General features: G+C 51.0%; 26 protein-coding genes, 10 tRNA genes and 1 rRNA gene. 30 read left to right on the top strand and 7 right to left on the bottom strand.

Annotated features, from left to right (window positions below; genetic code table 11):
- Positions 1–70 precede the first annotated feature (70 nt).
- Positions 71–502 (bottom strand): type III secretion system chaperone family protein, encoded by a 432-nt coding sequence (locus tag KNP06_RS07130; protein ID WP_016509669.1) that lies wholly within the window; start codon positions 500–502, stop codon positions 71–73.
- Positions 503–568: 66 nt separating this feature from the next.
- Entirely contained in the window at positions 569–835 is a 267-nt protein-coding gene (locus KNP06_RS07135) for a metal-sensitive transcriptional regulator (RefSeq protein WP_138860044.1), read from the bottom strand.
- 280 nt (positions 836–1,115) lie between these two features.
- Here KNP06_RS07135 and KNP06_RS07140 point away from each other — a divergent pair, with 280 nt between their 5' ends.
- The 4 genes from KNP06_RS07140 to KNP06_RS07155 all read left to right on the top strand — a co-directional run bounded on the left by KNP06_RS07140 (position 1,116) and on the right by KNP06_RS07155 (position 6,064).
- Positions 1,116–1,427 (top strand): rhodanese-like domain-containing protein, encoded by a 312-nt coding sequence (locus KNP06_RS07140; protein ID WP_251128478.1) that lies wholly within the window; start codon positions 1,116–1,118, stop codon positions 1,425–1,427.
- Complete coding sequence (locus tag KNP06_RS07145; RefSeq protein ID WP_214788373.1) at positions 1,424–3,892, top strand: CoA-disulfide reductase; 2,469 nt, start codon at positions 1,424–1,426, stop codon at positions 3,890–3,892. The genes KNP06_RS07140 and KNP06_RS07145 overlap by 4 nt, the downstream gene beginning before the upstream one ends.
- Positions 3,893–4,075: 183 nt before the next feature.
- A complete protein-coding gene (locus tag KNP06_RS07150; RefSeq protein WP_214788376.1) occupies positions 4,076–5,524 on the top strand; it encodes an alanine/glycine:cation symporter family protein in 1,449 nt (482 codons plus the stop codon).
- A gap of 84 nt (positions 5,525–5,608) precedes the next feature.
- Positions 5,609–6,064, top strand: coding sequence for a DUF1877 family protein (locus KNP06_RS07155; RefSeq protein ID WP_138860041.1), 456 nt, complete (start codon positions 5,609–5,611; stop codon positions 6,062–6,064).
- Positions 6,065–6,498: 434 nt separating this feature from the next.
- Here KNP06_RS07155 and KNP06_RS07160 read toward each other — a convergent pair whose 3' ends face one another.
- Entirely contained in the window at positions 6,499–7,509 is a 1,011-nt protein-coding gene (locus KNP06_RS07160) for a metal ABC transporter solute-binding protein, Zn/Mn family (protein WP_214788379.1), read from the bottom strand.
- A gap of 172 nt (positions 7,510–7,681) precedes the next feature.
- On the opposite strand from KNP06_RS07160, the gene KNP06_RS07165 reads away from it, so the two are divergent.
- From KNP06_RS07165 to KNP06_RS07175, 3 genes are all read left to right on the top strand, one after another.
- Positions 7,682–8,617, top strand: a complete 936-nt coding sequence (locus tag KNP06_RS07165) for an alpha/beta hydrolase (RefSeq protein ID WP_214710652.1) — start codon at positions 7,682–7,684, stop codon at positions 8,615–8,617.
- Between the two features lie 66 nt (positions 8,618–8,683).
- Positions 8,684–9,283 carry a histidine phosphatase family protein gene (locus tag KNP06_RS07170; protein ID WP_138860038.1) on the top strand — a complete coding sequence of 200 codons (600 nt, stop codon included), beginning with the start codon at positions 8,684–8,686 and terminating at the stop codon, positions 9,281–9,283.
- 10 nt (positions 9,284–9,293) lie between these two features.
- Entirely contained in the window at positions 9,294–9,770 is a 477-nt protein-coding gene (locus KNP06_RS07175; protein ID WP_034780856.1) for a DUF456 domain-containing protein, read from the top strand.
- A gap of 74 nt (positions 9,771–9,844) precedes the next feature.
- Here the strand turns inward: KNP06_RS07175 and KNP06_RS07180 are convergent, their stop codons facing one another.
- Positions 9,845–10,318: a YwpF-like family protein gene (locus KNP06_RS07180; RefSeq protein ID WP_214788382.1), complete on the bottom strand. Its 474-nt coding sequence runs from the start codon at positions 10,316–10,318 to the stop codon at positions 9,845–9,847.
- Between the two features lie 114 nt (positions 10,319–10,432).
- Here KNP06_RS07180 and KNP06_RS07185 point away from each other — a divergent pair, with 114 nt between their 5' ends.
- On the top strand, positions 10,433–10,735 hold the full coding sequence (locus KNP06_RS07185) for a hypothetical protein (protein ID WP_034780857.1): 303 nt from the start codon (positions 10,433–10,435) through the stop codon (positions 10,733–10,735).
- A 40-nt stretch (positions 10,736–10,775) separates the two neighbouring features.
- Here KNP06_RS07185 and KNP06_RS07190 read toward each other — a convergent pair whose 3' ends face one another.
- Positions 10,776–12,221 carry a nicotinate phosphoribosyltransferase gene (locus KNP06_RS07190; protein WP_214788385.1) on the bottom strand — a complete coding sequence of 482 codons (1,446 nt, stop codon included), beginning with the start codon at positions 12,219–12,221 and terminating at the stop codon, positions 10,776–10,778.
- 22 nt (positions 12,222–12,243) lie between these two features.
- Entirely contained in the window at positions 12,244–12,777 is a 534-nt protein-coding gene (locus KNP06_RS07195; RefSeq protein ID WP_214709345.1) for a cysteine hydrolase family protein, read from the bottom strand.
- A 142-nt stretch (positions 12,778–12,919) separates the two neighbouring features.
- Here KNP06_RS07195 and KNP06_RS07200 point away from each other — a divergent pair, with 142 nt between their 5' ends.
- From KNP06_RS07200 to KNP06_RS07210, 3 genes are read left to right on the top strand one after another with little or no spacing between them, the layout of a single operon-like run.
- Entirely contained in the window at positions 12,920–13,195 is a 276-nt protein-coding gene (locus KNP06_RS07200; protein WP_214788388.1) for a 4a-hydroxytetrahydrobiopterin dehydratase, read from the top strand.
- Positions 13,188–13,670, top strand: coding sequence for a hypothetical protein (locus KNP06_RS07205; RefSeq protein ID WP_235420248.1), 483 nt, complete (start codon positions 13,188–13,190; stop codon positions 13,668–13,670). Before KNP06_RS07200 ends, KNP06_RS07205 begins: the two co-directional genes overlap by 8 nt.
- A 33-nt stretch (positions 13,671–13,703) precedes the next feature.
- Positions 13,704–14,021 carry a hypothetical protein gene (locus tag KNP06_RS07210; protein ID WP_214709349.1) on the top strand — a complete coding sequence of 106 codons (318 nt, stop codon included), beginning with the start codon at positions 13,704–13,706 and terminating at the stop codon, positions 14,019–14,021.
- Positions 14,022–14,174: 153 nt separating this feature from the next.
- Here the strand turns inward: KNP06_RS07210 and KNP06_RS07215 are convergent, their stop codons facing one another.
- Positions 14,175–14,900 (bottom strand): rhomboid family intramembrane serine protease, encoded by a 726-nt coding sequence (locus tag KNP06_RS07215; protein ID WP_214709351.1) that lies wholly within the window; start codon positions 14,898–14,900, stop codon positions 14,175–14,177.
- A 63-nt stretch (positions 14,901–14,963) separates the two neighbouring features.
- Here KNP06_RS07215 and acpS point away from each other — a divergent pair, with 63 nt between their 5' ends.
- From acpS to KNP06_RS07310, 19 genes are all read left to right on the top strand, one after another.
- Positions 14,964–15,341: a holo-ACP synthase gene (acpS, locus tag KNP06_RS07220; RefSeq protein ID WP_214709353.1), complete on the top strand. Its 378-nt coding sequence runs from the start codon at positions 14,964–14,966 to the stop codon at positions 15,339–15,341.
- The gene (gene alr / locus KNP06_RS07225) at positions 15,319–16,395 is read left to right on the top strand and encodes an alanine racemase (RefSeq protein WP_214788391.1); all 1,077 of its coding nucleotides are present in this window, start codon (positions 15,319–15,321) and stop codon (positions 16,393–16,395) included. The genes acpS and alr overlap by 23 nt, the downstream gene beginning before the upstream one ends.
- Positions 16,396–16,524: 129 nt before the next feature.
- Entirely contained in the window at positions 16,525–16,803 is a 279-nt protein-coding gene (locus KNP06_RS07230) for a hypothetical protein (protein ID WP_034780874.1), read from the top strand.
- 5 nt (positions 16,804–16,808) lie between these two features.
- Positions 16,809–17,159, top strand: coding sequence for a type II toxin-antitoxin system PemK/MazF family toxin (locus KNP06_RS07235; protein ID WP_029596222.1), 351 nt, complete (start codon positions 16,809–16,811; stop codon positions 17,157–17,159).
- A 140-nt stretch (positions 17,160–17,299) separates the two neighbouring features.
- Positions 17,300–17,626: an STAS domain-containing protein gene (locus KNP06_RS07240; protein WP_021068183.1), complete on the top strand. Its 327-nt coding sequence runs from the start codon at positions 17,300–17,302 to the stop codon at positions 17,624–17,626.
- Positions 17,623–18,099 (top strand): anti-sigma B factor RsbW, encoded by a 477-nt coding sequence (rsbW, locus tag KNP06_RS07245; RefSeq protein ID WP_214788393.1) that lies wholly within the window; start codon positions 17,623–17,625, stop codon positions 18,097–18,099. Before KNP06_RS07240 ends, rsbW begins: the two co-directional genes overlap by 4 nt.
- Positions 18,065–18,865 carry an RNA polymerase sigma factor SigB gene (gene sigB / locus KNP06_RS07250; protein WP_021068185.1) on the top strand — a complete coding sequence of 267 codons (801 nt, stop codon included), beginning with the start codon at positions 18,065–18,067 and terminating at the stop codon, positions 18,863–18,865. Before rsbW ends, sigB begins: the two co-directional genes overlap by 35 nt.
- Before the next feature lie 67 nt (positions 18,866–18,932).
- The gene (locus KNP06_RS07255; RefSeq protein ID WP_483299232.1) at positions 18,933–21,068 is read left to right on the top strand and encodes a Tex family protein; all 2,136 of its coding nucleotides are present in this window, start codon (positions 18,933–18,935) and stop codon (positions 21,066–21,068) included.
- Positions 21,069–21,276: 208 nt separating this feature from the next.
- Positions 21,277–21,351 (top strand) — tRNA-Asn (locus KNP06_RS07260).
- 9 nt (positions 21,352–21,360) lie between these two features.
- Positions 21,361–21,452: transfer RNA gene (locus tag KNP06_RS07265), tRNA-Ser, on the top strand.
- 26 nt (positions 21,453–21,478) lie between these two features.
- A tRNA-Glu gene (locus KNP06_RS07270) sits at positions 21,479–21,550 on the top strand.
- 9 nt (positions 21,551–21,559) lie between these two features.
- Positions 21,560–21,635, top strand: a tRNA-Val gene (locus tag KNP06_RS07275).
- A gap of 23 nt (positions 21,636–21,658) precedes the next feature.
- Positions 21,659–21,734 (top strand) — tRNA-Asp (locus KNP06_RS07280).
- A gap of 7 nt (positions 21,735–21,741) precedes the next feature.
- Positions 21,742–21,813 (top strand) — tRNA-Gln (locus tag KNP06_RS07285).
- Between the two features lie 9 nt (positions 21,814–21,822).
- Positions 21,823–21,898, top strand: a tRNA-Lys gene (locus KNP06_RS07290).
- A 30-nt stretch (positions 21,899–21,928) separates the two neighbouring features.
- Positions 21,929–22,016 (top strand) — tRNA-Leu (locus KNP06_RS07295).
- A gap of 4 nt (positions 22,017–22,020) precedes the next feature.
- Positions 22,021–22,097: transfer RNA gene (locus KNP06_RS07300), tRNA-Arg, on the top strand.
- A gap of 10 nt (positions 22,098–22,107) precedes the next feature.
- Positions 22,108–22,184: transfer RNA gene (locus KNP06_RS07305), tRNA-Ile, on the top strand.
- Positions 22,185–22,285: 101 nt separating this feature from the next.
- Positions 22,286–22,358, top strand: a 16S ribosomal RNA gene (locus KNP06_RS07310); the annotation flags it as partial.

Here is a 22,358-nt window from a genome sequence, read left to right on the forward strand (position 1 = left end):
CCTTATACGAGTACAATCGAAAGAATGATTCAAAAACAGCCGCCCTGGATTCGTCCGGGGCGGCTGTTTGTTATTGGACTTGCGTATACAACTTCTGCATGTACTCGTTCACTTCATCGGCCGCTTGGAACATCATGAATGAATGTTGCAAGATGATCTCTGGCGAGAAGCCGAGGTCGAGGTCGAGCGTCGAGGCGAGCGTGACATCACGGTCGCTATCGAGTACGCAACGGAAGTATTTGAATTCTTGGTTGAACTCGTTCAAGGCGTTAAGAATCGGTAGGTCTTCCACGTAGTCCGGCACGTGTGTGACTGTCGCGGCATAAAGTTCCGCATCCGTCGTCTTTTTATTGAAGGCGATAATCATAACGGGCTGAGCCCCGGATTTAGTCGTTTCACGCGTCAAGAATGTGACGTGCGTTTCAGTCTCGCTCTCTTTGAACGTCATATTGCGTTCAGCGACGAGCGCTTTAAATGATTCTACTTTTTCTTCGAAGTTCACAAACAAGTCCCCCTTAAAAGTCGTTACTCTAACTTTCTCCCATTTGCGGAGGGAAAGCAAGGGGAACTAGCGTTTCATCAACATTTTGATGGCTTCTTCGACGGTTTCTGACGTATCTTCGCCATCTTCTTGGGCGGTGATGATGCACTGCTCCAAGTTCTTCGCGACGATGATGGTCGAAGCACGGTCGAGTGCCGAACGAGCCGCGCTCAACTGCGTCACGACGTCGCGGCACTCTTTCCCTTCTTCCATCATACGGATGATGGCCCGGATTTGTCCTTCGACTCGTTTCATCCGGTTCAATACTTTCGCATCGTATTGATACTGTTCCATTAGATTCACCTCTATATTCAAATCGTTCAGTAACCCAACTATTTATTGTGTAGTCTCATCTTAATACGTGGGGGAGTATGTGTCGAGCCACAACGTTTGAGATAAAGATTTTTTGAAAGTTTACCGTTTCGTCAAACAAATCCCTTGCAATCAAATACCATAGGGGGTATATTTATGACGTGGAAGCGATATGTTCAATGAATCACAAACTTTCGTCGGACGCCCGCTACCAAGATGACGAATAAATAAGTGAAACATCCTAGATTAAAAGGATGGGTAAATGAACATGAAAGCATCTGCTTTAAAACGTCAAATGGATTTTGAAGTACCAGTGAACATCGTCGACGTTCGTGAACGTGACGAGTTCCAAGAAGCGCACATTGCTGGCGCGAGCAATTATCCGCTATCTGAAATTTCGGAATGGATCGAGACACTCGACCCTGAAGAAGAATACATCGTTCTCTGCCGTTCAGGTGCTCGCAGCACGCAAGCAACTTGGCAAATGGAAGCGAAAGGTTATAAAGTGATCAATATAGAAGATGGCTTGATGAGCTGGCCTGGTGAAGTCGTCAAAGGAGGAAATGAGCAATGAGTAAAAAAATCGTAATCGTCGGTGGAGTCGCCGGTGGCGCTTCAGCAGCCGCACGCCTTCGTCGCTTAAACGAAGAGAACCAAATCGTCATGTTCGACCGGGGCGAATACATTTCGTTCGCGAACTGTGGTCTTCCATATTACATTGGTGACGTGATTCAAGATCGTCAAAAATTGCTCGTCCAAACGGTCGAGGGCATGAATAAACGTTTCCAACTCGACATCCGCAACTTGACGGAAGTGACAAAAATCAACCGTGCCGAGAAGACGGTATCGGTGAAAAACGTTAAGACGGGCGAAACATACGATGAGTCGTACGATGTACTCGTCTTGTCACCAGGAGCGAAACCAATTCGTCCGAACATCCCTGGAATTGAAGAAGCAGAAGACATCTTCACGCTCCGCAACATTCCGGATACGGATAAAATCCGCAGCTACGTTGACGACAAAGCGCCGAAACACGCGACAGTCATCGGTGGCGGTTTCATCGGGATCGAAATGGCTGAAAACTTACGTGAGCGCGGCGTCGAGGTCACGCTCGTCGAGATGGCCGACCAAGTTATGACACCGCTCGATCGTGAGATGGTATCACCTGTTCACGAACACATGCGTCTCCATGGCGTCGACCTTCAACTTTCTGACGGTGTCGATTCGTTCTCTGAGAAAGGGAAACGTGTCCACTTGAAGAGCGGTCGCGTCATCGATACCGATATGGTCGTCTTGTCAATCGGCGTCGTGCCAGAATCGTCAATCGCAACGGAAGCAGGACTTGAAACAGGCATCCGCGGCGCCATCCGCGTCAACGAGAAGATGCTCACGTCAGATCCGAACATTTACGCGATCGGAGATGCTGTCGAAGTACTCGATTATATCTTTAAAGAGCCGACGGTCGTTCCGCTTGCATGGCCGGCCAACCGCCAAGGCCGTCTTGTCGCTGATATCATCAACGGTCGTGACGTTAAATACAACGGAACGATGGGGACTGGGATTGCCAAAGTATTCGATATGACAGTTGCTTCGACAGGTTGGAACGAAAAACGTTTAACAGCAGCTGGTAAAGAATTCGAAGCCGTTCACGTGCACCCGGGTTCACATGCGGGTTATTACCCAGGATCGACACCAGTATCACTCAAACTCTTGTTCCATCCGACGACAGGTGAAATCTACGGGGCGCAAGGCGTGGGGATGAACGGCGTCGATAAACGAATCGATGTGATTGCGACAGCGATGAAAGGTGGCTTGACGGTCCTTGACCTTCCAGACCTTGAACTCAGCTACGCACCACCGTTCAGCTCAGCGAAAGATCCAGTCAACATGATCGGTTACGTCGCGTCGAACGTCGTCCTCGGCGATAACGAAGTCGTGCACTGGAACGAGATTGACGAGTTGGTCCAAAACGGCGCGACATTGCTCGACGTCCGTGACGAGTCAGAACATGAACTTGGCAAAATTCCTGGTTCAATCAACGTTCCGCTCAACTCGCTACGCGATCATTTGGACAACTACAGCAAAGACGAAACGATTTATGTGACGTGCCAAGTCGGGCTTCGCGGATATCTCGCATCCCGTATCTTGCGTCAAAACGGCTTCAAGGTGAAAAACTTGAGCGGTGGCTACAAAACATGGTCACAAGTAAAACGTGATTTTGATGCCATTGAGGCAGGCACGAAGGCAGAGAGTGAGACTGCCGCAACAGTAACGGAGGAGGCACCGCCAGCAATGACAAATGAACCAGTCGGGGAACCGATTTTCCTAGATACATGCGGTCTGCAATGCCCGGGACCAATTTTAGAAGTAAATAAAAAAGTAGCCGAGCTCGGCGAAGGCGAGACGCTTCGTGTCCTCGCGAGTGACCCTGGTTTCTTTGCAGACATCGAAGCATGGGCTAAGAAAACCGGCAACAAGCTCGTCTCGAAACAGTTCGTGAACGGTCGCGTGGAAGCAATTCTTCAAAAAGGTAATGGTCCTGCGGCTGTACAAGCAGGGGCACCAGCGACAGACGGCGCATCGATGGTCGTCTTCAGCGGAGATCTCGACCGCGCGCTCGCTTCGTTCATCATCGCCCAAGGTGCGGCGGCGATGGGCAAAGACGTGACGATGTTCTTCACATTCTGGGGACTCAACGTCATTCGTAAGCCAGATGCACCGGAAGTGAAGAAACAAGGTCTCGAGAAGATGTTCGGCATGATGATGCCATCGCATGCGGGTGAACTTCCACTCTCGAACATGAACTTCGGTGGAGTTGGTCAAAAGATGATGAAAAAAGTGATGAGCGACAAAAATGTGCCATCACTTGACGAAATGATCAAATCGGCTCAAGAAGCAGGCGTCAAAATGGTCGCTTGTACGATGTCGATGGACGTCATGGGAATCAAAGAAGAAGAGTTGATCGACGGCATCGATCTCGGTGGTGTGGCAGCATACCTCGGGGCGGCTGAAGGCGGCAACTTGAACCTCTTCATCTAATCAAATGATGCAGGATGGGCGATCGGTCACTTGACCGGTCGCTTTTTCTGTTGTTCGACAGCTCATGTGAAATTTGTCGAAAAAAGATTGCAATTCTTAGACGTTTTTCCTATAATTCTACTCATGTAAAGAAAGTTGACATAACTTTTTCTTATAACTCATACATACACGGAGGATTTAAAGATGGAGAAATTCGTAGAAGGTCTCGTTTCATCAGCCAACGACTTGCTTTGGTCATCAGTGCTAATCGTTGTCCTTGTCGCCTTAGGTTTGTACTTCACCGTCCGGATGGGGTTTGTCCAGTTCCGGATGTTGCCTGAAATGTTCCGCCTCTTGTTCAAAGACGGCATGAAACGTGAACAAGGCCAAGTCTCGTCATTCCAAGCGTTCGCGATCGGGACAGCAGCCCGCGTCGGAACGGGTAACATCGCCGGTGTCGCGACAGCAATCGCGCTCGGAGGTCCAGGAGCCGTCTTTTGGATGTGGCTCATCGCCCTCATCGGATCGGCTTCGGCGTTCGTAGAAAGCACGCTCGCACAAGTCTACAAGATTCGGGACGGACGCACATGGCGTGGAGGCCCGGCGTACTATATGGAGCGCGCCCTCGGTCAACGTTGGCTGGGGATCTTGTTCGCAATTCTCATCACGTTCTCGTTCGGATTCGCCTTCAACTCGGTGCAGTCGAACACAATCTCGCTCTCGATGAGCAATCAGTTCGGCGTGAGCACGACGACAGTCGGTCTCGTCTTGGCCGTCGTCACAGCAATCGTCATCTTCGGTGGGATTCAGTCGATCGCCGTGCTCTCGAGTATCATCGTCCCGGTCATGGCCGGTGGCTATATCTTGCTCGCAGGATGGGTCATGATTTCAAACGCATCATTATTGCCGGAAGTGTTCGGTTTGATCTTCTCAGAAGGCGTGTTCGGTCTGCAGCAACTGTTCGGCGGTGCCATCGGAGCGATGGTGCTCCAAGGAATTCGTCGCGGTCTCTTCTCGAACGAAGCCGGAATGGGTTCTGCCCCGAACGCGGCGGCGACAGCGGAAGTATCGCACCCGGTCAAGCAAGGCTTGATTCAATCGTTCAGCGTCTTCGTTGATACGCTTCTCGTCTGTACGTCGACAGCGATGATCATCTTGTTGTCAGGTGTAGCCGGATCGGAGTCGTTCGCAGGTGTTGAATTGACACAAGCGGCGCTTACGGCTGAGATTGGTCCGATGGCGACATCGTTCCTCACGATCGCGATTTTCTTGTTCGCGTTCAGCTCGATTCTTGGAAACTACTACTACGGTGAGACGAACATCCAGTTCATCTCGGATAAAAAGATTTACGTCACGCTCTACCGCATCGGTGTCGTCGGTATGGTCCTCTTCGGAGCCGTCCGTTCGGCCGGTCTCGTCTGGTCGATTGCGGACGTGTTCATGGGCCTTATGGCGCTCGTCAACTTGTATGCGATTTTCCGTCTCGCGAAAGTCGCTCGTCTCGTCCTCGACGATTACTTGGAGCAACGCCGTCAAGGTGATGACCCGGTATTTTACGCCGATTCGATCGACAACTTGCCAGGCCGCGAGTACATCGAGGCTTGGGAGACGGCAGAAGAGGAAGAAGTCAAGACAGGCACGATTCGTTCATAAGCGACAAACCGTCTACGAAAACACGTAGGCGGTTTTTTTGCGCCTAAAAGATGGGTAAACTGAAGAAAAGGGGGGCGTTCAATCATGGAGACGACACATTATATACGCATTTCCCCAGAAGTATGGGTCTCGTTCGGGCAAGACCCGGAAATGATTTTAGATTGGCTGTTGCACGTTCACGCTCAACAGCGTGACACGTATGAGACGTTGACGCTCCCGAACATTGAACGGTTCCAAAAAATTCTCGGGCAAATCGAAGTCTATATCGATGGGGATGACACGTATAACTTGGAGATGGCGGTCATTGGGGAAGAGTTGATCGTCAACGAGAAGCAGGCGGTCGTCGTCGGGATTTTGACGCCGCAACTGCTCCACATCGTCAAAGACGCGATGAACGCGTTCACGAAAGAGGGTGTCGCCGACATGGCGTTCGTCGACCATGAAGGCCTCGATGATGTATGGCTCAAATGGACGTTGCTGAAACGATTCTGCGAAGAAGCGATTGAACGGGATGAGCTCGTATTGATTTATTATGAGTAAGATCGTCTAAATGGTATAATTAGGAAAGATGTCAGTCACTTCTAGTCTCGATTCACGTGAACTAATGGGGAAGAAGTGCTACAAGTGTGATGATCATGGAGGTTCGCTGAATGTTATCTTGGTTAGGTATAACGAATGCAGATGAGACAAATCAAACTGAACGTCAATTTTTCGCGAATGTGAAGAAAAAAACGATTACTTTAATTCTACTTACGGCTTTAATCGCACTCTATGGCGTTAAGGTTTTGTTAACTTACCTAATCCCGGCCTCATATTTGGCCGACCCAATTGTCGCCGTTTTACCAGGTACCGTAGGCGTTTTGGTTTCTATAGTCTACGTCTTGGTCGCGGAACGAATTCTACAGGACAACGCCAAATGCTAGTCATACCATTTAGACAAAAAAACTCGACGCCGCAGCGCCGAGTTTTTTGTCTTATTTCAATGTCGTCTCAAGCGCTTTGACGTTCTCGCGCATGAGATCGAAGTAACTCTTGTCTATCTGTTCTTTCGTGACCGATTCCAAGTTATAGATCGTCACCGTCTCCGCGCCGATTTCGTTTTGAACGACCTGGGCGACTTTCGGTGTCACCGTGTCCTCGAAGGCGATGTATTTCAAGTCGTGAAGTTGAGCCTCTTCGATGACGCGCTTCAACGCCTGTTGTGACGGTTCTTCCGAAGGCGTGAGACCTGCGATTGGGAGTTGGTCAAATCCGTAGCGCTCTGCTAGGTAGCCATAGGCTGCGTGCGTCACGAGTAGCTCTGACTTCGAACCGCCCTCGACTGCCGCTTTCAGCTCGGCGTCGAGCGTGTCGGCTTCTTCTTTAAAGGCGCTCAAGCGATCCACGAACTCGTCTTTATAGTCAGGGGCCTGTTCACTGAAGGCCGCTTCGACCGCTTCGGCCATCGAGACAGCATTCATTGGATCGAGCCAGACGTGTGGGTCGTATTGACCGTGGTTATGGCCGTCATCTTCACTATGACCGGCTTCTTCCTCAGCATGGTCATCGTCATCATGTCCGTGCTCGTCTTCTTCACTATGCTCGTCCTCACCGTGGACGTGGACCGTGTCATCAGCCGATAAAAGGGTGATGTCTTCGGCTGTTTTCACGAATGTGACGTTCTCATTGGCCAAGCTTTTCTCCATCGACTCGACGTATGGCTCGAGGTCATGGCCGACAGTCAAGAACAAGTCCGCTTCGGCGATGTCTGTCATTTGCTTTGAGGTCGGCTCATATGTGTGCGGGTCTGCACCAGGTGGGATGACCATCTCGACGCGGACGCGGTCTCCGCCAATCTCCTCGGCGAATGATTTCAACGCGAACGTCGACGCATATACGGTCAACTGGTCGTTGGCTTCCTCTGTGGCACCGCCCTCTTCATTGCTTGCGCAACCACCTAATAAAAGTGTCCCGGCAGCGGCGACACCTAACAGTTTTTTGTTCATAACCCTCTCCACCTGTCCTCTCTATATAAAACCTTTAAATCGTAACCGTTACGTTCTGAGACTGCGTTTTATATTATAGGGGGCGAATGCGAACACGTCAAGTCCGACTTCAGATGGATGGTTTTTCGAGAAAAAGGGAATATGATTAAAAAAGAACGAGGAGTGGATGTATATGAGAAAGGAGACCGCCTGGTTCGTCGGTGGTGCGGCGCTCGCGGCCGCCACCGCAGCCGGGGCAAGCGTATGGAACCAATACGGATCGCTCGTGCGTTGGCAAGAGCCTGAGTTGCCGGTGTGTCCCTCGACCCGTAAACGCCGGACTCACACGTACAAGATTGTCAATGACCGTCCGCTCCAATTTGATGTGTACTACCCACCCGGCGAAGGACCATTTCCGGTCGCAGTCTATGCACACGGCGGGGCATTCGTTCGAGGGAATCGAGGCATGGTGACGTTGTTCCATCCATTGCTCGACCACTTCCTCGCCAAAGGATTCGCGGTCATCAGCATCGATTATCGTCTGTTCGAGGACGGGGTCTATTTCCCGGACAACATCATCGACGTCTCCGATGCGCTTTGCTATCTCAAACAACACGACGGTCTGCTCAATCTTGACATCGACAAATTGATTGTCTGGGGCGACTCGGCAGGCGCGGCCCTTGTCCTTGCGACAGCACTCGACCGAAGCAAGCAGTTTATAGGAGAACTCGGCGATGACGTGCCGCCGGTGAAAGGTGTCATCGCCCTTTATCCGCCGACGAACTTCTTGTTGTTCAAGTTCATCCAGACGTGGCTCGCCCATTTGAAGTTTTACGAAGGTAGTCGTGAGGCGTGGCGCGAACTGATGGTGAAGTGTTCTCCGGTCACGCATCTGTACGATGATGCCCCGCCGATTCTCCTTTTGCATGGGAAGAAAGACCCCATCGTTCCGTTCGGGCAAGCACTCCATTTCGTGGAGCATGCGAGCGAGGTCGGCGCGAACGTGCAATTGATTTCTTTTCCGAACGGCACCCATTCGTTAGCGAGTTTCCTCCAATCCGATAACCCGATCAAAGAAACACAACTCATGGTCCGGATCGATCGTTTCATCGATGACGCGATGATGTGACGTTGCGCTTTTTTTCAAAGATGGTACGATGGGGTAGGATTGAGGAATCAAAAAGGAGTGACTCGCGTGACAGAACTTTGTTTGGTCCGACATGGTCAGACCGATTGGAATTTTCAAGAAATCATTCAGGGGCGGGAAGATATCCCGCTCAACGCACTCGGACATCGGCAGGCCGAAGAGAGTGCGGCCTTTTTAAGCCAAGAATCATGGGACGTGATCGTCGCGAGCCCGCTTTCGCGAGCGATGGATACGGCCCGCTACATCGCAGAGGCGTGCGGCATTGACCCAGGCGTGATTATTCAGGACGAACGGTTCATCGAGCGTGAGTTCGGTCATGCGTCGGGAAAACCGGTGCCTGGCATTTACGAAGCTGTCCAAGCCGATGATCAAGACCGCGTCCCGGGTCTCGAGTCAGAAGATGAGATGCGGGCCCGGGTCTTGAGCGGCATGGAAGACATCGTCGAGGCACATGCTGGAAAACGTATCATCGTCGTCTGTCATTCACATGCAATTAAAGCCGCCTTATCGGCGATTGACGACACGTATACGTTCCGCCACGCCATGCGCAACGCCTGCTCGAACTATATCGAATATCAAGATGGTCAGTTCGTGGTCAAGGCGGTCAATGTCGCCGACCATATTACGAATGTGATCGTCGCGAAGTGAGGAGAAGCTCATGACGACATTGCTCTGGATTTTCATCATCGCATCGTTTGTTGTCGCGTTCGCGGGTCTGATCTATCCGGTCATCCCGAGCGTCTTGTTCTTATTCATCGGTTATATGATTTACGGTTTTGGATTCTCGTTCGAGCCGCTCACATGGACGTTTTGGCTTTGGCAAACCGTATTTTTGATCTTCTTGTTCGTAGTCGACTATATCGTCACTCGGGCGACGGTCGATAAACGAGGCGGTTCCGAACGGGCGAAGTGGGGAGCGACGATCGGATTGATCGCAGGTCCGTTCATCTTCCCGCTCGTCGGCGTGCTCATCTTCCCGTTCATCTTCGCGTTTCTAGCGGAGCTCACGCTCGGTAAATCGACGCGTGAGGCGTGGAGTATCGGTGTCGGGACGGTACTTGCTTTCCTTGGCAGTACAATGCTCAAAGTCGTCGGAATGACGATGATGGTCATCTTGTTTTTCATCTACATTTGAGGCGGAGAAATTTCTTCGCCTTTTTGGGTTGAGATATTTGAAAAAACGGGGAAAGAAAAACAAGACCGTTCGACTTATTCGAACGATCCTGTCTTAACGAGCTGAGTGAAGGCGGAGCGGCTGAACGACTGCTGTTGCTCCATTTGTTTTTCGAAGAAGGACGGTTTGAGTTCGGCGTGGGCCACGCCTTCAGAAATCAACGAATCGAGCACTTGCTTCGTCGGATCTTGTTTCGGCATCAGCATGAGCCCTTCCGCGACGAACGTGTGATGGTCGCTGAGCGACCGTTCGCTCGTGAACGTCAGCGCGAGGGCGGCCGGCCGGTTCGCCGGAGACGTGATGACGGCCTCGGCGAGGAGCAGGATTCGTTTATTCAAGTAATGATGAAGCGTGACGGCAAATTCAGTCGGTACGAGCATCTCGAGGAGCCATTCGTTGTCGTGCTCTTTTGAGATGATCAACCCATCGAGCAGTTCGACGGGCAGGTTCAACTCGTTGCCGTACTCGTCTTGGACGAGGCGAACTTGGACTAGGCGGAACGTTTTCATCGTATCGATCCCTTCCACATTTTCTTTAACTCATCTTAACACAGTCTGATTCGAAGATTGTGTTACGATAGCGGGGAAGCGACGTAAAAAAATAGAGGACAAGGAGGCATCAAGATGAGTTGGGTTGTTGGCATAATCGGGTATATCGCGATTCTAGCAATCGGTTATTATGGTGTCCTTTTCTTCAAAGTAAAGCAGGAGCGGAGTCGGGCCGGATATCGAATCTTCCTTTTGCTCGCGGGCTTGTTCTTCGTGAGCGGGAGTGACTATATCATCGCGTTGTTCCGAGGGGATACGGAAGCGACGTTTTGGCAACGGACCGTTTACTTCATATTGATTTTGATCTCTCTTTCGATCGCCCTTTACTTTCGGAGAAAAGAAGATAAGATCCATGCGAATGAGATGACGACGGCATAAAAACAAGAGGCTAACGGAAAAAATCCGCAGCCTCTTGTTTTTATTTCGGGATCCGAGTTTGACGAATCATTTCGAGCTTCAAGTCCCAGAGCGGTTTACTGAATGTGACCGAGTACACTTCCGGCAAGCGGAGTCGTTTGTACTCTTCCCACAGACCGTTCATCTGCTCGTGATGATACGTGCGGATTTCTTTTGCGTTCGGTAACTCATAGACGCGTTCGCCGTCTCGGAAAATCGGGACAAGCAAACGTTTGACGCTAAAGTTACGTGTCTTGATGCGGAACGCGGGGTCTCGCACGTCAATCAAGTCAATCTCGTTATACGACTCGACTGGTTCGTCGGCAAGGGCGATATAGTCACCTTTGAACTTCCCGGTCTCGTTATCGATGATGCGATACAATTCTTTCTTGTGCGGAGTCGTCGTTTTCACTTTCGAAGACGACACTTTGATGACCGGCTTCAGCTTCCCGTCGGCGCCTTCGCGGGCGACGAGTTTGTACACCATACCGAGTGCAGGTTGCTCATAGGCCGTGATACCGCGCGTCCCGACGAGGAACGTATCGGCTTCAGCTCCTTGCATCCGCAAGTCTTGAATGACGTACTCATCGAGGTCGCCCGAGACAACGATTTTGACGTAATCGAGTCCGGCCGCGTTCAATGCTTTTCGGGCCCGTTTCGACAAGTAGGCCAAGTCACCCGAGTCGAGTCGGACCGACTTCAAGCGGTAGCCTTTCGCTTCAAGTTCTTTGGCGACCGTGATCGCGTTCGGGAGACCTGACTTGAGCGTATCGTACGTGTCGATCAACAGGCTCGTATTGTCCGGGTACATCGAGGCGAACGAGCGGAATGCCTCGAGTTCGTCATCGTGGAACTGGATATCGGCGTGCTCCATCGTTCCACCGGTCGGGACGTCAAAATCACGTCCGGCCGAAACCAAGCTCGTGACGTCGAAACCGGCGATATAGGCGGCCCGTGTTCCGTAGTACGCAGCATCGACGCCTTGGGCGCGACGAGCACCGCCTTCGAGTAGTGTCTCGTTCGGCGCAGCTTGGCGGATGCGCGCGTATTTCGTCGCGATGAGTGATTCGTGGTTGGCGATGTTCAAGAGCGCCGTCTGGAACAGCTTCGCCTCAAAGATCGTCGATTCGATGCGGACGACTTGTTCGTTCGGGAAGATGACTTCTCCTTCACGGACACTGTAGAGCGAGCCCGTGAACTTGAAGTTACGGAGTACATCCGCGAACTCGTCCTCGAAGTCGAGTTGCTGTTTCAAGTAGCGGATATCTTCTTCCGTGAATGAGACGTTCTCTAAATAATGCACGATATTTTGGAGGCCGGCGAAGACGACGTAACCTCCGCTGAACGGGTTCGAGCGATAATAGAGGTCGAACACGACTCGTTCGTTGTGACGGCCTTGTTTCCAATAGATATACATCCAACGTGGGAGGTATAGGTCGGTGTGAAGCGCTAAGTTGCGATGTAACATAATCGTTCCTTTCTGTTTTAAGTCACTTCCCGGTCACAGTGGCCCCGAGTGTCGTGACAAAATGTTCGAGCGCCCAATCGTGTCCGACTGGGTTGAAGCTTTGGACGGCATCGGCGTGGACGACGATTGTATAGCCGAGGTTGTACGCGTCGACTGCCGTATGGAGCACACAAATATCCGTGCACACACCGACGAGATGGATTTCCGTGATGGCCCGTTCGCGTAAACGCAAATCAAGGTCGGTCCCGGCGAAGGCACTGTAGCGTGTCTTATCGATCCAATGGTCGGCCCGGCTTGCCGCGTTTTTGACGGCACCGTATAATTCACGGCCCTCTGTACCGCGAATGTTGTGGGGCGGGAAGAGCGTCGTCTCAGGATGATACGTGTCGCCGGCGTCGTGGACATCGTTCGCGATGACGACATAATTCTCGTCCGCAAACTCCTCGATCAACTGGACGATTCGTTCTTCTATGTCTTGCCCTGGTTTTCCACAAGTCAAACGACCCGTATCTGCGATAAAATCAAACGTGTAGTCGATCACAATCAATGCTCGCATGGCGAGATCTCCTCTCTCATGTGAAGAATAGTTGGCTATTCTTCTTATTCTAAATCATTTTGCGTGATGCGAAAAAGATTATTTTTGATCGGGGTCGGGTACTAGGTGTAAGAAGAACCGTTTGCGAAAGGGGAATCAGCACATGCTGCTGTCATCATCCGAACTGTCAGAGCAACTATCCCGCTTAAATGGCTGGGATGTTGTTGAAGGGGAATTACAAAAGACGTATCGGCTCGAGACGTTTCCAGAGGCGATTCAGTTCGTCCATCTCGTCGCTGATTTGGCGGAGGAGCTCAATCATCATCCGAACATCTTGATCGAGTATCGGAACGTCACATTGACCGTGTCCACGCATGACGAAGGTGGAATCACGGAGAAAGACATCATGCTCGCGAAAGGGTGTGAGGGGCTTGTCTAAACTGTTCATGACGTTTGCCTCAGGAACTGTCGCTGAACGATTGCGTCAACAACCCGGTATCCTTGTCGCCAACGGGACCGAGACGATTTTGCTCGCAGAAGGCGACAAGTCTCCCTTCCAAAGCGGGAAGACGTTTCAAATCGAAGAAGCGGAAGGACAATTCGCCTCGAAAGGGAATATTGTCTATGCGAACATTCCGGTCGATTCGAACGCCCGGTCGCTCTTGTTCCATCGCTTGTTGAAAGACAAATCACGTCTTGGGTCTGGCCATAGCGGTTTTGCCGCCTATCGGCTCGGTGTCGACCCGGACGATCACCACGGGATTATCTTCATCCAATTCACCGAGGGCGGAAATCGTTTCCGTGATTCGACCGACTATGTCTTGTTCCAAGAATGGCTGAAAGAAGCCGTCGAACAAAAAGGAGCCGGTCCAATCATAAAACACTATGTCGTCGATGAAGCGGATGATTTATAATAAATATAACGTCATGTTAGGGGAGGATTTTTTATGAACAAGAACTACTTCTGGATGGGAATGGCCGCAGGTGCCGTCATCGGAGCCGGGGCATCGCTTCTCCACAGAGAGACGCGCGAACAACAAGTCAGACAGCTCAAACATATGAAATCACGACTCAAGTCGAAGGATGCGTCAACACAAAGCCATTCGGTCGGCCTTCAAGCCTCATCGAAAGGGAGCTTAAAAGATCGCGTCATGGATTTGAAGGCGCTCTACGAAGAGAACCAAGACACGATTCAAAATCTCGTCGAAGATGTGAAAGACTTGGTCGACGCGCTCCAAGACGCTCGTCACAAAAATCAAATCTAATTCATATTCACGGTCCGGTGCTGTTGCGCCGGGCTGTTTTTTATGTTGTCTTCATCGCTGTCCCTATATGATAAATGTTTCACGAATACAAAAGCTCCTGAAAACAAATCGGTCACGTGACGAAACCCGTCTGCTTTTCAGGAGCACTTGTGATTACAAAAAGCGGGCGAACAGGCCGAACACGGCCAGTCCGACAATTACGTAAAAAATCCATTTGCCTTCACCCGTATGAATGATCGGCGGGGAATACTTGCGTGGTTGGTACTTCCCATGACGGAGCGGACGCGAGTATGGGACCGCGAACCGGGCAAGCGGGACCGCAAGCAAGAACCCGGCAAGGAAGCCGTACACATGTCCCCAAAGTGATACGTTCGCCCCGATGAGCGTGAACACGGCGCTAATGGCGACGAAGATATAGACGAGTCGCGCGTCCTGGCTATAGATGAGCGTCCGGCGGAACCGGCCGATGTACACATAGAAGCCAAGAATCGCTAAAATCGCACCTGAAGCACCGGCTTGCAGGTAGAACAGTTCACTCACCGTGAAGAACGTGAGCAAGTTGGCAAGCACACCGGCCACGATATAGAACACGGCGAACTTGATGTGACCGACCATGCGTTCCATGGCAGGTCCGAATATAATCAAAGCGAACGAGTTGAACAGCAAATGACCGAGCCCTAAATGGATGAAGTTGGCCGTCAAGAGACGGTACCATTCCCCTTGGGCGAGTGCGAGATGGAATGACCCGCCGAGTGCGACGATCCGGAGGTCGGGGACCAAAGAATCGATGACAAACACGAGCAGTTGGATTACAATGAACAGCGTTACGAGTGGATACGCCCGGACGAACGTTTGAACATTCTCAGTACGACTAAACATAACATCACCTCTTTCCTTAATTGTATAAGGAAACGAGTGAAAAAGGAAAGGAGCGAGTGTCCTGTGATTGTGGGAATCGGAATCGATATCGTCGAGCTCGAGCGGATTGCTCACTCGCTCAAAAATGACCGTTTCGTCGCACGTCTGTTGACCGAAGCCGAGCGGGCGCTTGCGGACGCCTATCCAGAACAACGGCGCATCGAATTCGTCGCCGGACGATTTGCGGCGAAAGAAGCGTATGCCAAAGCGGTCGGGACCGGGATTGCTCGGGGCCTGTCGTGGCAACAAATCGAAATTTTACCGGATGAGACCGGACGGCCGTATATGACGGCGCCGTACTCAGGCCGGATTCATATGAGTATCAGCCACAGCGAGCAATATGCCGTGGCACAAGTCATCATTGAAGAGGGGGATCACGATGTTTCGTCCAAGTTGGATTGAAATCGATCGGGCGGCGATCAAACATAACGTAATCGAAATCAAAAAACGGATCCCGCAAGCGCTCATGGCCGTCGTCAAAGCGAACGCTTACGGGCATGGTGCCGTCGAAGTGGCAAAGATTGCGCTTGATAACGGAGCGACGATGCTCGGCGTGGCCTTACTCGAGGAAGCCATCGAGCTCCGAGAGGCCGGGATTAAAGCGCCGATTCTCGTCATGGAGGCCCAGTTCCCAGAATATGCGGGCGTCGCAGCCGAACACGATGTGACGTTGTCCGTCTTTTCGGCCGACTGGTTGCGTGAGGCGCGCACACATCTTTCTGACCGTCCACTCACCGTTCATGTGAAAGTCGACACCGGAATGGGGCGCCTCGGTCTGCGGACCCGCGCCGAACTTGATGCCCTTTTAGAAGCGGCAGATAACCGTTTTATCGTCGAAGGGATCTATACGCACTTTGCGACAGCGGATGAGCCGGACAGTGAGCTTTACTATGAGCAGCAGGAGCGATTTGGTCAGTTGATGGATGGACTCCACTCGCGATTCCGCTACATTCATACGTCAAACTCGGCCGGAGCGATCCGCATGGTCGGACAAGACGTACCGTACAACGTGGTGCGGGTCGGAATTGCGATTTATGGGCTCTACCCGTCAGCTGAAATGGCTTCCTTCTATTCATTTTTACGTCCGGTTTTCACGTTGAAGAGCAAGCTCATGCAAGTGAAGCAACTCGAAGCTGGACAGACGATCAGCTACGGGGCGACATACACGACGGCAGGGGACGAGTGGATCGGGACCGTGCCGGTCGGATATGCCGACGGCTGGATTCGTAAAGCGAGCGGCTTCGAAGTAGACGTCAATGGAGAGCGCTGCCCCATTATCGGTCGTGTCTGCATGGATCGCTTCATGGTGAGGCTTCCTAAAGAGCTGCCGGTCGGAACTGTGGTCACGCTCATCGGCGGACCAGTCGCGATTGACGAACTGGCCACGCATCTCGAGACAATCAACTATGAGGTCGTCTGTCAATTAACGAATCGCCTCCCGCGACGTTATGTGTAAAGCGGAAAACGTGTGAAATTATCTGAATTCTTTCGGGAATTCTCTATATTTTCCCAAACTCGCGTGTTATATTGGTAAAGAACGCGGGAATATTTCCGCCAGTCATTGAAACGATTCTGGAGGTGTAAGATGTTAAAACAGCGAACTGCGGGTGCTTTAGCGTCCGTTCCAGATCGGTTCTCGCAGCATGGGGGTCCGATTTCGATGAAAGACCGTGAATCATTGTCATTGAACGATGTAGTGACGTACTTGTCCAAAGAAATTGCTGATCGACAACAAACACTGCGCGAAGAATTGGCGAGAGGCTATCAAGAGATGGCCGCGTTTAATTTGAATATGGCAGAAGAGATGCTGATGATTGAGACGGAAGCCGAACATGCTCTCTTACGTCAAGTAAGCGGGGTGTGAGCGGAGTGATCGTAAAGCGTGGTGACGTGTTTTATGCGAATCTGTCGCCCGTAGTCGGTTCAGAGCAAGGTGGAGTTCGTCCGGTTCTCGTCATTCAAAACGATATCGGCAATCGCTTTAGCCCGACCGTCATTGTCGCTGCGATTACGGCTCAGATCCAGAAAGCAAAACTGCCGACTCATGTAGAGGTATATCAAGTCAAACATGGTCTCGAACGAGATTCCGTGATTTTACTTGAACAGATTCGAACGATTGATAAGCGTCGTCTGACGGATAAAGTCACTCATCTTGATGATGAGACGATGCACAAAGTTGACCGAGCGCTAGAGATTAGTCTGGGATTAATCCCTCTCTAGCTTACATATAAAGAAACCGATACATGGGTATCGGTTTTTTTTCAAAAAAATCTTTAAAAAATAGTTTAGAATTCTGTGAAACGGGAATTTAGTTTAATCGTACTCAATTTTTCTGTACGCACATTAGGAGGGAATATACGATGGATTTAGCGATTCGCGAGCAAGTCATTGGAGAACAATTACACCTTTACGTATCCGGAGAAGTGGATACATATACCGCACCAAAATTGAAGGAAGTCTTGCACCCGGCTATCACGGAACAAGATGTTACCGTTCATTTAGATGAAGTGGATTATATGGATTCAACTGGTCTCGGCGTATTTGTCGGTGCCCTTAAAATAGCCAAACGTAATGAGAAAGAGTTGTCGCTCGTCGGCGTCACCGACCGCGTCAATCGTCTCTTTGAATTGACAGGACTGCACAAGTTGCTTTCGATCAATACAAACGTAAGAGGTGGCACGCAATGAGTAACATCGAACAGACGGTGATGACGTTCCCGGCCAAACCGGAGTATGTCGGTGTGGTCCGTTTAGTCGTCTCAGGAATCGCTAACCGTATGGGATATACGTACGACGAGATCGAAGATATTAAAATCGCGGTCTCGGAAGCCTGTGGCAATGCTGTTCAACATGCTTATGAAGACCAAGAAGGTGAAGTGAAACTCACGTGTGGCGTCCATCAAGATCGTCTCGAGATGACGATTGAGGACTCGGGCAAAACGTTTGCCGACGACGTGAAACGCCAAGCGGCGCCAGTCGAAGAGACGACTGAAATCGAATCGCTTCACGAAGGAGGACTCGGTCTTTTCCTCATTGAAGCCTTAATGGATGACGTCTCGATCAACAAGGACAATGGTGTCAAGGTGACGATGACGAAACTCCTTAACAGGGACGAGGTGGATCAGAGTGCCAGCAAAATCTCAACAACGCCATCACAGTGATGATGAAGTATTAGAGTGGATTGAGCGTTATCAACAGGACGATCAAAATGAAGAAGTCCAGATGCTCCTCATTAACCGATACTCGGACCTCGTTGAGGCACTTGCACGAAAGTTTTCACGCGGCCGGGCTATCCACGATGACCTCGTTCAAGTCGGGATGATCGGACTTCTCGCTGCCCTTCGTCGTTTCGACCCTGAGTTCGGTCGTAGTTTCGAGTCGTTTGCCGTTCCGACGATTATCGGTGAAATCAAGCGTTTCATCCGTGACAAGACGTGGAGCGTCCACGTTCCGCGCCGGATTAAAGAGCTTGGACCGAAAATCAAGAAGACGGTCGAAGAATTGACGACCGAGTTGCAACGTTCACCGCGCATCGATGAGATTGCTGATCACCTCGGTGTTTCAGATGAAGAGATTCTCGAAACGCTCGAGATGGGTAAGAGCTACCAAGCCCTTTCCGTCGACAGCTCAATCGAAGCGGACAACGAAGGTTCGACCGTCACGCTCCTCGACCTCGTCGGGAGCCAAGAACGTGGTTACGAATCGGTTGACCAGCGCCTCATCCTTGAAAAAGCGTTCAGCGTGTTGAATGAACGGGAACAGGCGATTTTAGAATGTGCTTATTATAAAAACATGAGCCAAAAAGAGACGGGTGAACTCCTCGGGATTTCGCAGATGCACGTATCGCGCTTGCAGCGACGCGCGCTTGAGAAGTTACGTGAGGCCATCAAAGTCCCGCTCAACGAAGTATTTTCAAACGATGACTAAATGGTCATCGTTTTTTGTCGTCTAGGCGTGAGTTTGCTACACTTCTAGAGAGAGAAGAGAAAAGGAAGTGATTCGATTGATTACGAAAGTCGCAAAAGAGTTGAAGTTGAAGACGAGTCAAGTCGAAACGGTGCAACAACTTGCCGCGGACGGAGCGACGATTCCGTTCATGGCCCGGTACCGTAAAGAAATGACCGGTAATCTCGATGAAGTCGAAATCAAAGCGATTCTCGACGCCTTACAATATGAAGAGAGTTTGCACAAGCGTAAGACGGACGTCCTCGCCAAACTTGAAGAACTCGAGAAGGCGACGCCGGAATTGACACGGGCGCTTGAAGCGGCGACGAGCCTGCAACAAGTCGATGACATTTATCTCCCTTATCGTCCGAAGCGACGGACGAAAGCCGAACAAGGGCGGGAGAAAGGACTACAAGCCCTCGCTGACTGGTATCGTCAACCGACACCCTATTCGCTGAAAGAAGCGCAGTCGTTAGCGGGTGATCTTTCGCTTGAAGAAGCACTTCCGTTCGTCCAATCAATCATTGGGGAGGAGTGGGGCGAAGTGGCGACGCTTCGACAATCACTTCGAACACGAGTCCGGAAAGAGGCGCTCCTTCGTTCGCAGAAGAAAAAACAAGCGGAAGATGAGAAAGAAGTGTTCGCCCAGTATTATGAATATGAAGAAAAAATCGCAGGAATCGTCCCGCACCGGATTCTCGCTTTGAACCGGGGAGAGCGCACGGACGTGTTGCAAGTGAAGATTGTCTTCGACGAAGCCGGCTTCATGCGACAAGCGCTCGGCAAGTTTGACCGTTTGCCGACAGAGAAACGCGAACTCGTCACGCTCGCCGTGAAGGACGCGTTCAAGAAGTCGGTATTTCCGGCCATCGAACGTGAGATTCGTAGCGAATTGACTGAGACGGCCGAAGAACAGGCGATCGACGTGTTCTCGAAAAACTTGAAGCAACTCTACATGCAACCGCCGCTTCGTGAGGTCGTCGTCCTCGGGATTGACCCGGCCTATCGCACAGGATGTAAATGGGCCGTCGTCAATGAAATCGGGAAAGTCGAAGAAGTCGGTGTCTTCTATCCGACGGCACCGAAACACGATGTCGCGGGATCGGAAAAAGTGTTAGCGTCGCTCGTGAAACGTTATCCGATTTCGGTCATCGTCATCGGGAATGGGACCGCATCCCGTGAAACGGAGCAATTCGTATCGAACTGGCTGAAGAAAGCTGAACGCGAGATTGCTTACGCCATTGTTAATGAGGCGGGGGCGAGTGTCTATTCGGCGTCAGAGATTGCACGGTCTGAGTTCCCGGAATTGAAAGTAGAAGAACGCTCGGCTGTCTCGATCGCCCGACGTATCCAAGACGCGATGGCCGAACTCGTTAAAGTCGACCCGCAATCGGTGGGGGTTGGACAGTATCAACACGACGTCAGTCAAAACAAGCTGAAGGGGTCGCTCGAGTTTGTCGTCGAGAGTGTCGTCAACATGGTCGGTGTGGATGTGAACCGAGCCTCGGAATCGCTGCTCACATATGTATCTGGATTGAACAAGACGACGGCTAAAAATATTGTCGCGTATCGGGATGAGTTCGGGCGCTTTGATACGCGGAAAGAAATCAAGAAAGTGCCTCGTCTTGGAGCGAAGGCCTATGAGCAAGCAGCCGGCTTTTTACGGATCACGAACGGAAGCGATGTACTCGATCAAACGGAGATTCATCCGGAGAGCTATAAGTTGACGCTCTCTCTATTGAAGGAACTCGGTGTTTCGAAGCAAGCGGTCGGTACGGCTGAACTGCGAGATCGATTGAAGACGGTTGACGCCAAAGTGCTGAGTGAGAAGCTAGATGCCGGATTGCCGACGGTTGAAGATATCTTGAAGTCGCTCGCGAAACCAGGACGTGATCCACGCGAAGACATTCAGAAGCCGTTACTTCGGACAGACGTTATGAACTTGGAAGATCTCCAGGTCGGTATGGAGTTCCAAGGAACAGTGCGAAACGTGATCGACTTCGGGGCGTTCATCGATATCGGGGTGAAGCAAGACGGACTCGTCCACATTTCGAAGTTGTCGAATCGCTACGTTAAGCATCCGCTCGACGTTGTCGCGGTCGGTGACATCGTCACCGTATGGATCGAACAAGTGGACGCCAATCGTGGACGAATCAGTCTCACGATGCTTGAGCCACGCAATTAAATAAGAGAGAACTAGCATCGAGCGAAATGTTTTTCATTTTGCTCGATTTTTTTACGAAAAAGTGTTGACGGTCTTTTCTGCCCGTGCTATCTTATAGAAGTCGCCGAGAGACGGCATGGAATATTAAAGCTTTTCTAAAAAAGTGATTGACAGGTTTCTGGTTTGCGGTTACAATTTAAATCGTTACTTCGATAAATTCAAGCAACGTTCCGCAATAGCTCAGTGGTAGAGCAACCGGCTGTTAACCGGTAGGTCGTAGGTTCAAATCCTACTTGCGGAGCCATTTTATTTTGGAGACGTACCCAAGAGGCTATAAGGGGCTCCCCTGCTAAGGGAGTAGGCTGGGAAACCGGTGCGAGGGTTCGAATCCCTCCGTCTCCGCCACTTATTTTTAGAAAACACATACATCTGGCCCGTTGGTCAAGCGGTTAAGACACCGCCCTTTCACGGCGGTAACACGGGTTCGAATCCCGTACGGGTCATCATCATACGGAGGATTAGCTCAGCTGGGAGAGCACCTGCCTTACAAGCAGGGGGTCGGCGGTTCGATCCCGTCATCCTCCACCATTTCAAATTTAAGCACGTATAACGGTCTTGTGGTGTAGGGGTTAACATGCCTGCCTGTCACGCAGGAGATCGCGGGTTCAAATCCCGTCAAGACCGCCATTTACGTTGGGCCGTAGCCAAGTGGTAAGGCATCGGATTTTGATTCCGACATGCGAAGGTTCGATCCCTTCCGGCCCAGCTTATATTTGAGTCATTAGCTCAGTTGGTAGAGCATCTGACTTTTAATCAGAGGGTCGCAGGTTCGAGCCCTGCATGACTCACCATTTTTATCCCTCGCAACACCTTAATACGCTGCGGTCGTGGCGGAATCGGTAGACGCGCTAGGTTGAGGGCCTAGTGGTGGTTAACACCGTGGAGGTTCAAGTCCTCTCGACCGCACCAATATGCACCCTTAGCTCAGCTGGATAGAGCGTTAGACTACGAATCTAAAGGCCGGGAGTTCGAATCTCTCAGGGTGCACCATTTTTATTATGGGCCTATAGCTCAGCCGGTTAGAGCGCACGCCTGATAAGCGTGAGGTCGGTGGTTCGAGTCCACTTAGGCCCACCATTTTAACTGACGAACTTTGAAAACTGAACGATGAGGCAAAAATGTTTTACAATTTTTGAATGAAGCGCAAGCTTCGTCATTTTTAAAGAGCTATATCAAATTCTTTGGAGAGTTTGATCCTGGCTCAGGACGAACGCTGGCGGCGTGCCTAATACATGCAAGTCGAGCGCAGGA

It is taken from the genome of Exiguobacterium sp. s21 (assembly GCF_018617975.1).
GTDB lineage: Bacteria > Bacillota > Bacilli > Exiguobacteriales > Exiguobacteriaceae > Exiguobacterium > Exiguobacterium mexicanum_A.

What these genes read in the sequence shown, in the direction of transcription:
- KNP06_RS07190 (WP_214788385.1), bottom strand. Translation starts at nt 12,221, where the DNA reads ATGTTACATCGCAACTTAGCGCTTCACACCGACCTATACCTCCCACGT.
- KNP06_RS07150 (WP_214788376.1), top strand. Translation starts at nt 4,076, where the DNA reads ATGGAGAAATTCGTAGAAGGTCTCGTTTCATCAGCCAACGACTTGCTT.
- KNP06_RS07185 (WP_034780857.1), top strand. Translation starts at nt 10,433, where the DNA reads ATGAGTTGGGTTGTTGGCATAATCGGGTATATCGCGATTCTAGCAATC.
- KNP06_RS07230 (WP_034780874.1), top strand. Translation starts at nt 16,525, where the DNA reads ATGTTAAAACAGCGAACTGCGGGTGCTTTAGCGTCCGTTCCAGATCGG.
- KNP06_RS07240 (WP_021068183.1), top strand. Translation starts at nt 17,300, where the DNA reads ATGGATTTAGCGATTCGCGAGCAAGTCATTGGAGAACAATTACACCTT.
- KNP06_RS07180 (WP_214788382.1), bottom strand. Translation starts at nt 10,318, where the DNA reads ATGAAAACGTTCCGCCTAGTCCAAGTTCGCCTCGTCCAAGACGAGTAC.
- KNP06_RS07155 (WP_138860041.1), top strand. Translation starts at nt 5,609, where the DNA reads ATGGAGACGACACATTATATACGCATTTCCCCAGAAGTATGGGTCTCG.
- KNP06_RS07145 (WP_214788373.1), top strand. Translation starts at nt 1,424, where the DNA reads ATGAGTAAAAAAATCGTAATCGTCGGTGGAGTCGCCGGTGGCGCTTCA.
- KNP06_RS07200 (WP_214788388.1), top strand. Translation starts at nt 12,920, where the DNA reads ATGCTGCTGTCATCATCCGAACTGTCAGAGCAACTATCCCGCTTAAAT.
- KNP06_RS07175 (WP_034780856.1), top strand. Translation starts at nt 9,294, where the DNA reads ATGACGACATTGCTCTGGATTTTCATCATCGCATCGTTTGTTGTCGCG.
- KNP06_RS07210 (WP_214709349.1), top strand. Translation starts at nt 13,704, where the DNA reads ATGAACAAGAACTACTTCTGGATGGGAATGGCCGCAGGTGCCGTCATC.
- KNP06_RS07195 (WP_214709345.1), bottom strand. Translation starts at nt 12,777, where the DNA reads ATGCGAGCATTGATTGTGATCGACTACACGTTTGATTTTATCGCAGAT.
- KNP06_RS07135 (WP_138860044.1), bottom strand. Translation starts at nt 835, where the DNA reads ATGGAACAGTATCAATACGATGCGAAAGTATTGAACCGGATGAAACGA.
- alr (WP_214788391.1), top strand. Translation starts at nt 15,319, where the DNA reads ATGTTTCGTCCAAGTTGGATTGAAATCGATCGGGCGGCGATCAAACAT.
- KNP06_RS07165 (WP_214710652.1), top strand. Translation starts at nt 7,682, where the DNA reads ATGAGAAAGGAGACCGCCTGGTTCGTCGGTGGTGCGGCGCTCGCGGCC.
- KNP06_RS07160 (WP_214788379.1), bottom strand. Translation starts at nt 7,509, where the DNA reads ATGAACAAAAAACTGTTAGGTGTCGCCGCTGCCGGGACACTTTTATTA.
- KNP06_RS07140 (WP_251128478.1), top strand. Translation starts at nt 1,116, where the DNA reads ATGAACATGAAAGCATCTGCTTTAAAACGTCAAATGGATTTTGAAGTA.
- KNP06_RS07215 (WP_214709351.1), bottom strand. Translation starts at nt 14,900, where the DNA reads ATGTTTAGTCGTACTGAGAATGTTCAAACGTTCGTCCGGGCGTATCCA.
- rsbW (WP_214788393.1), top strand. Translation starts at nt 17,623, where the DNA reads ATGAGTAACATCGAACAGACGGTGATGACGTTCCCGGCCAAACCGGAG.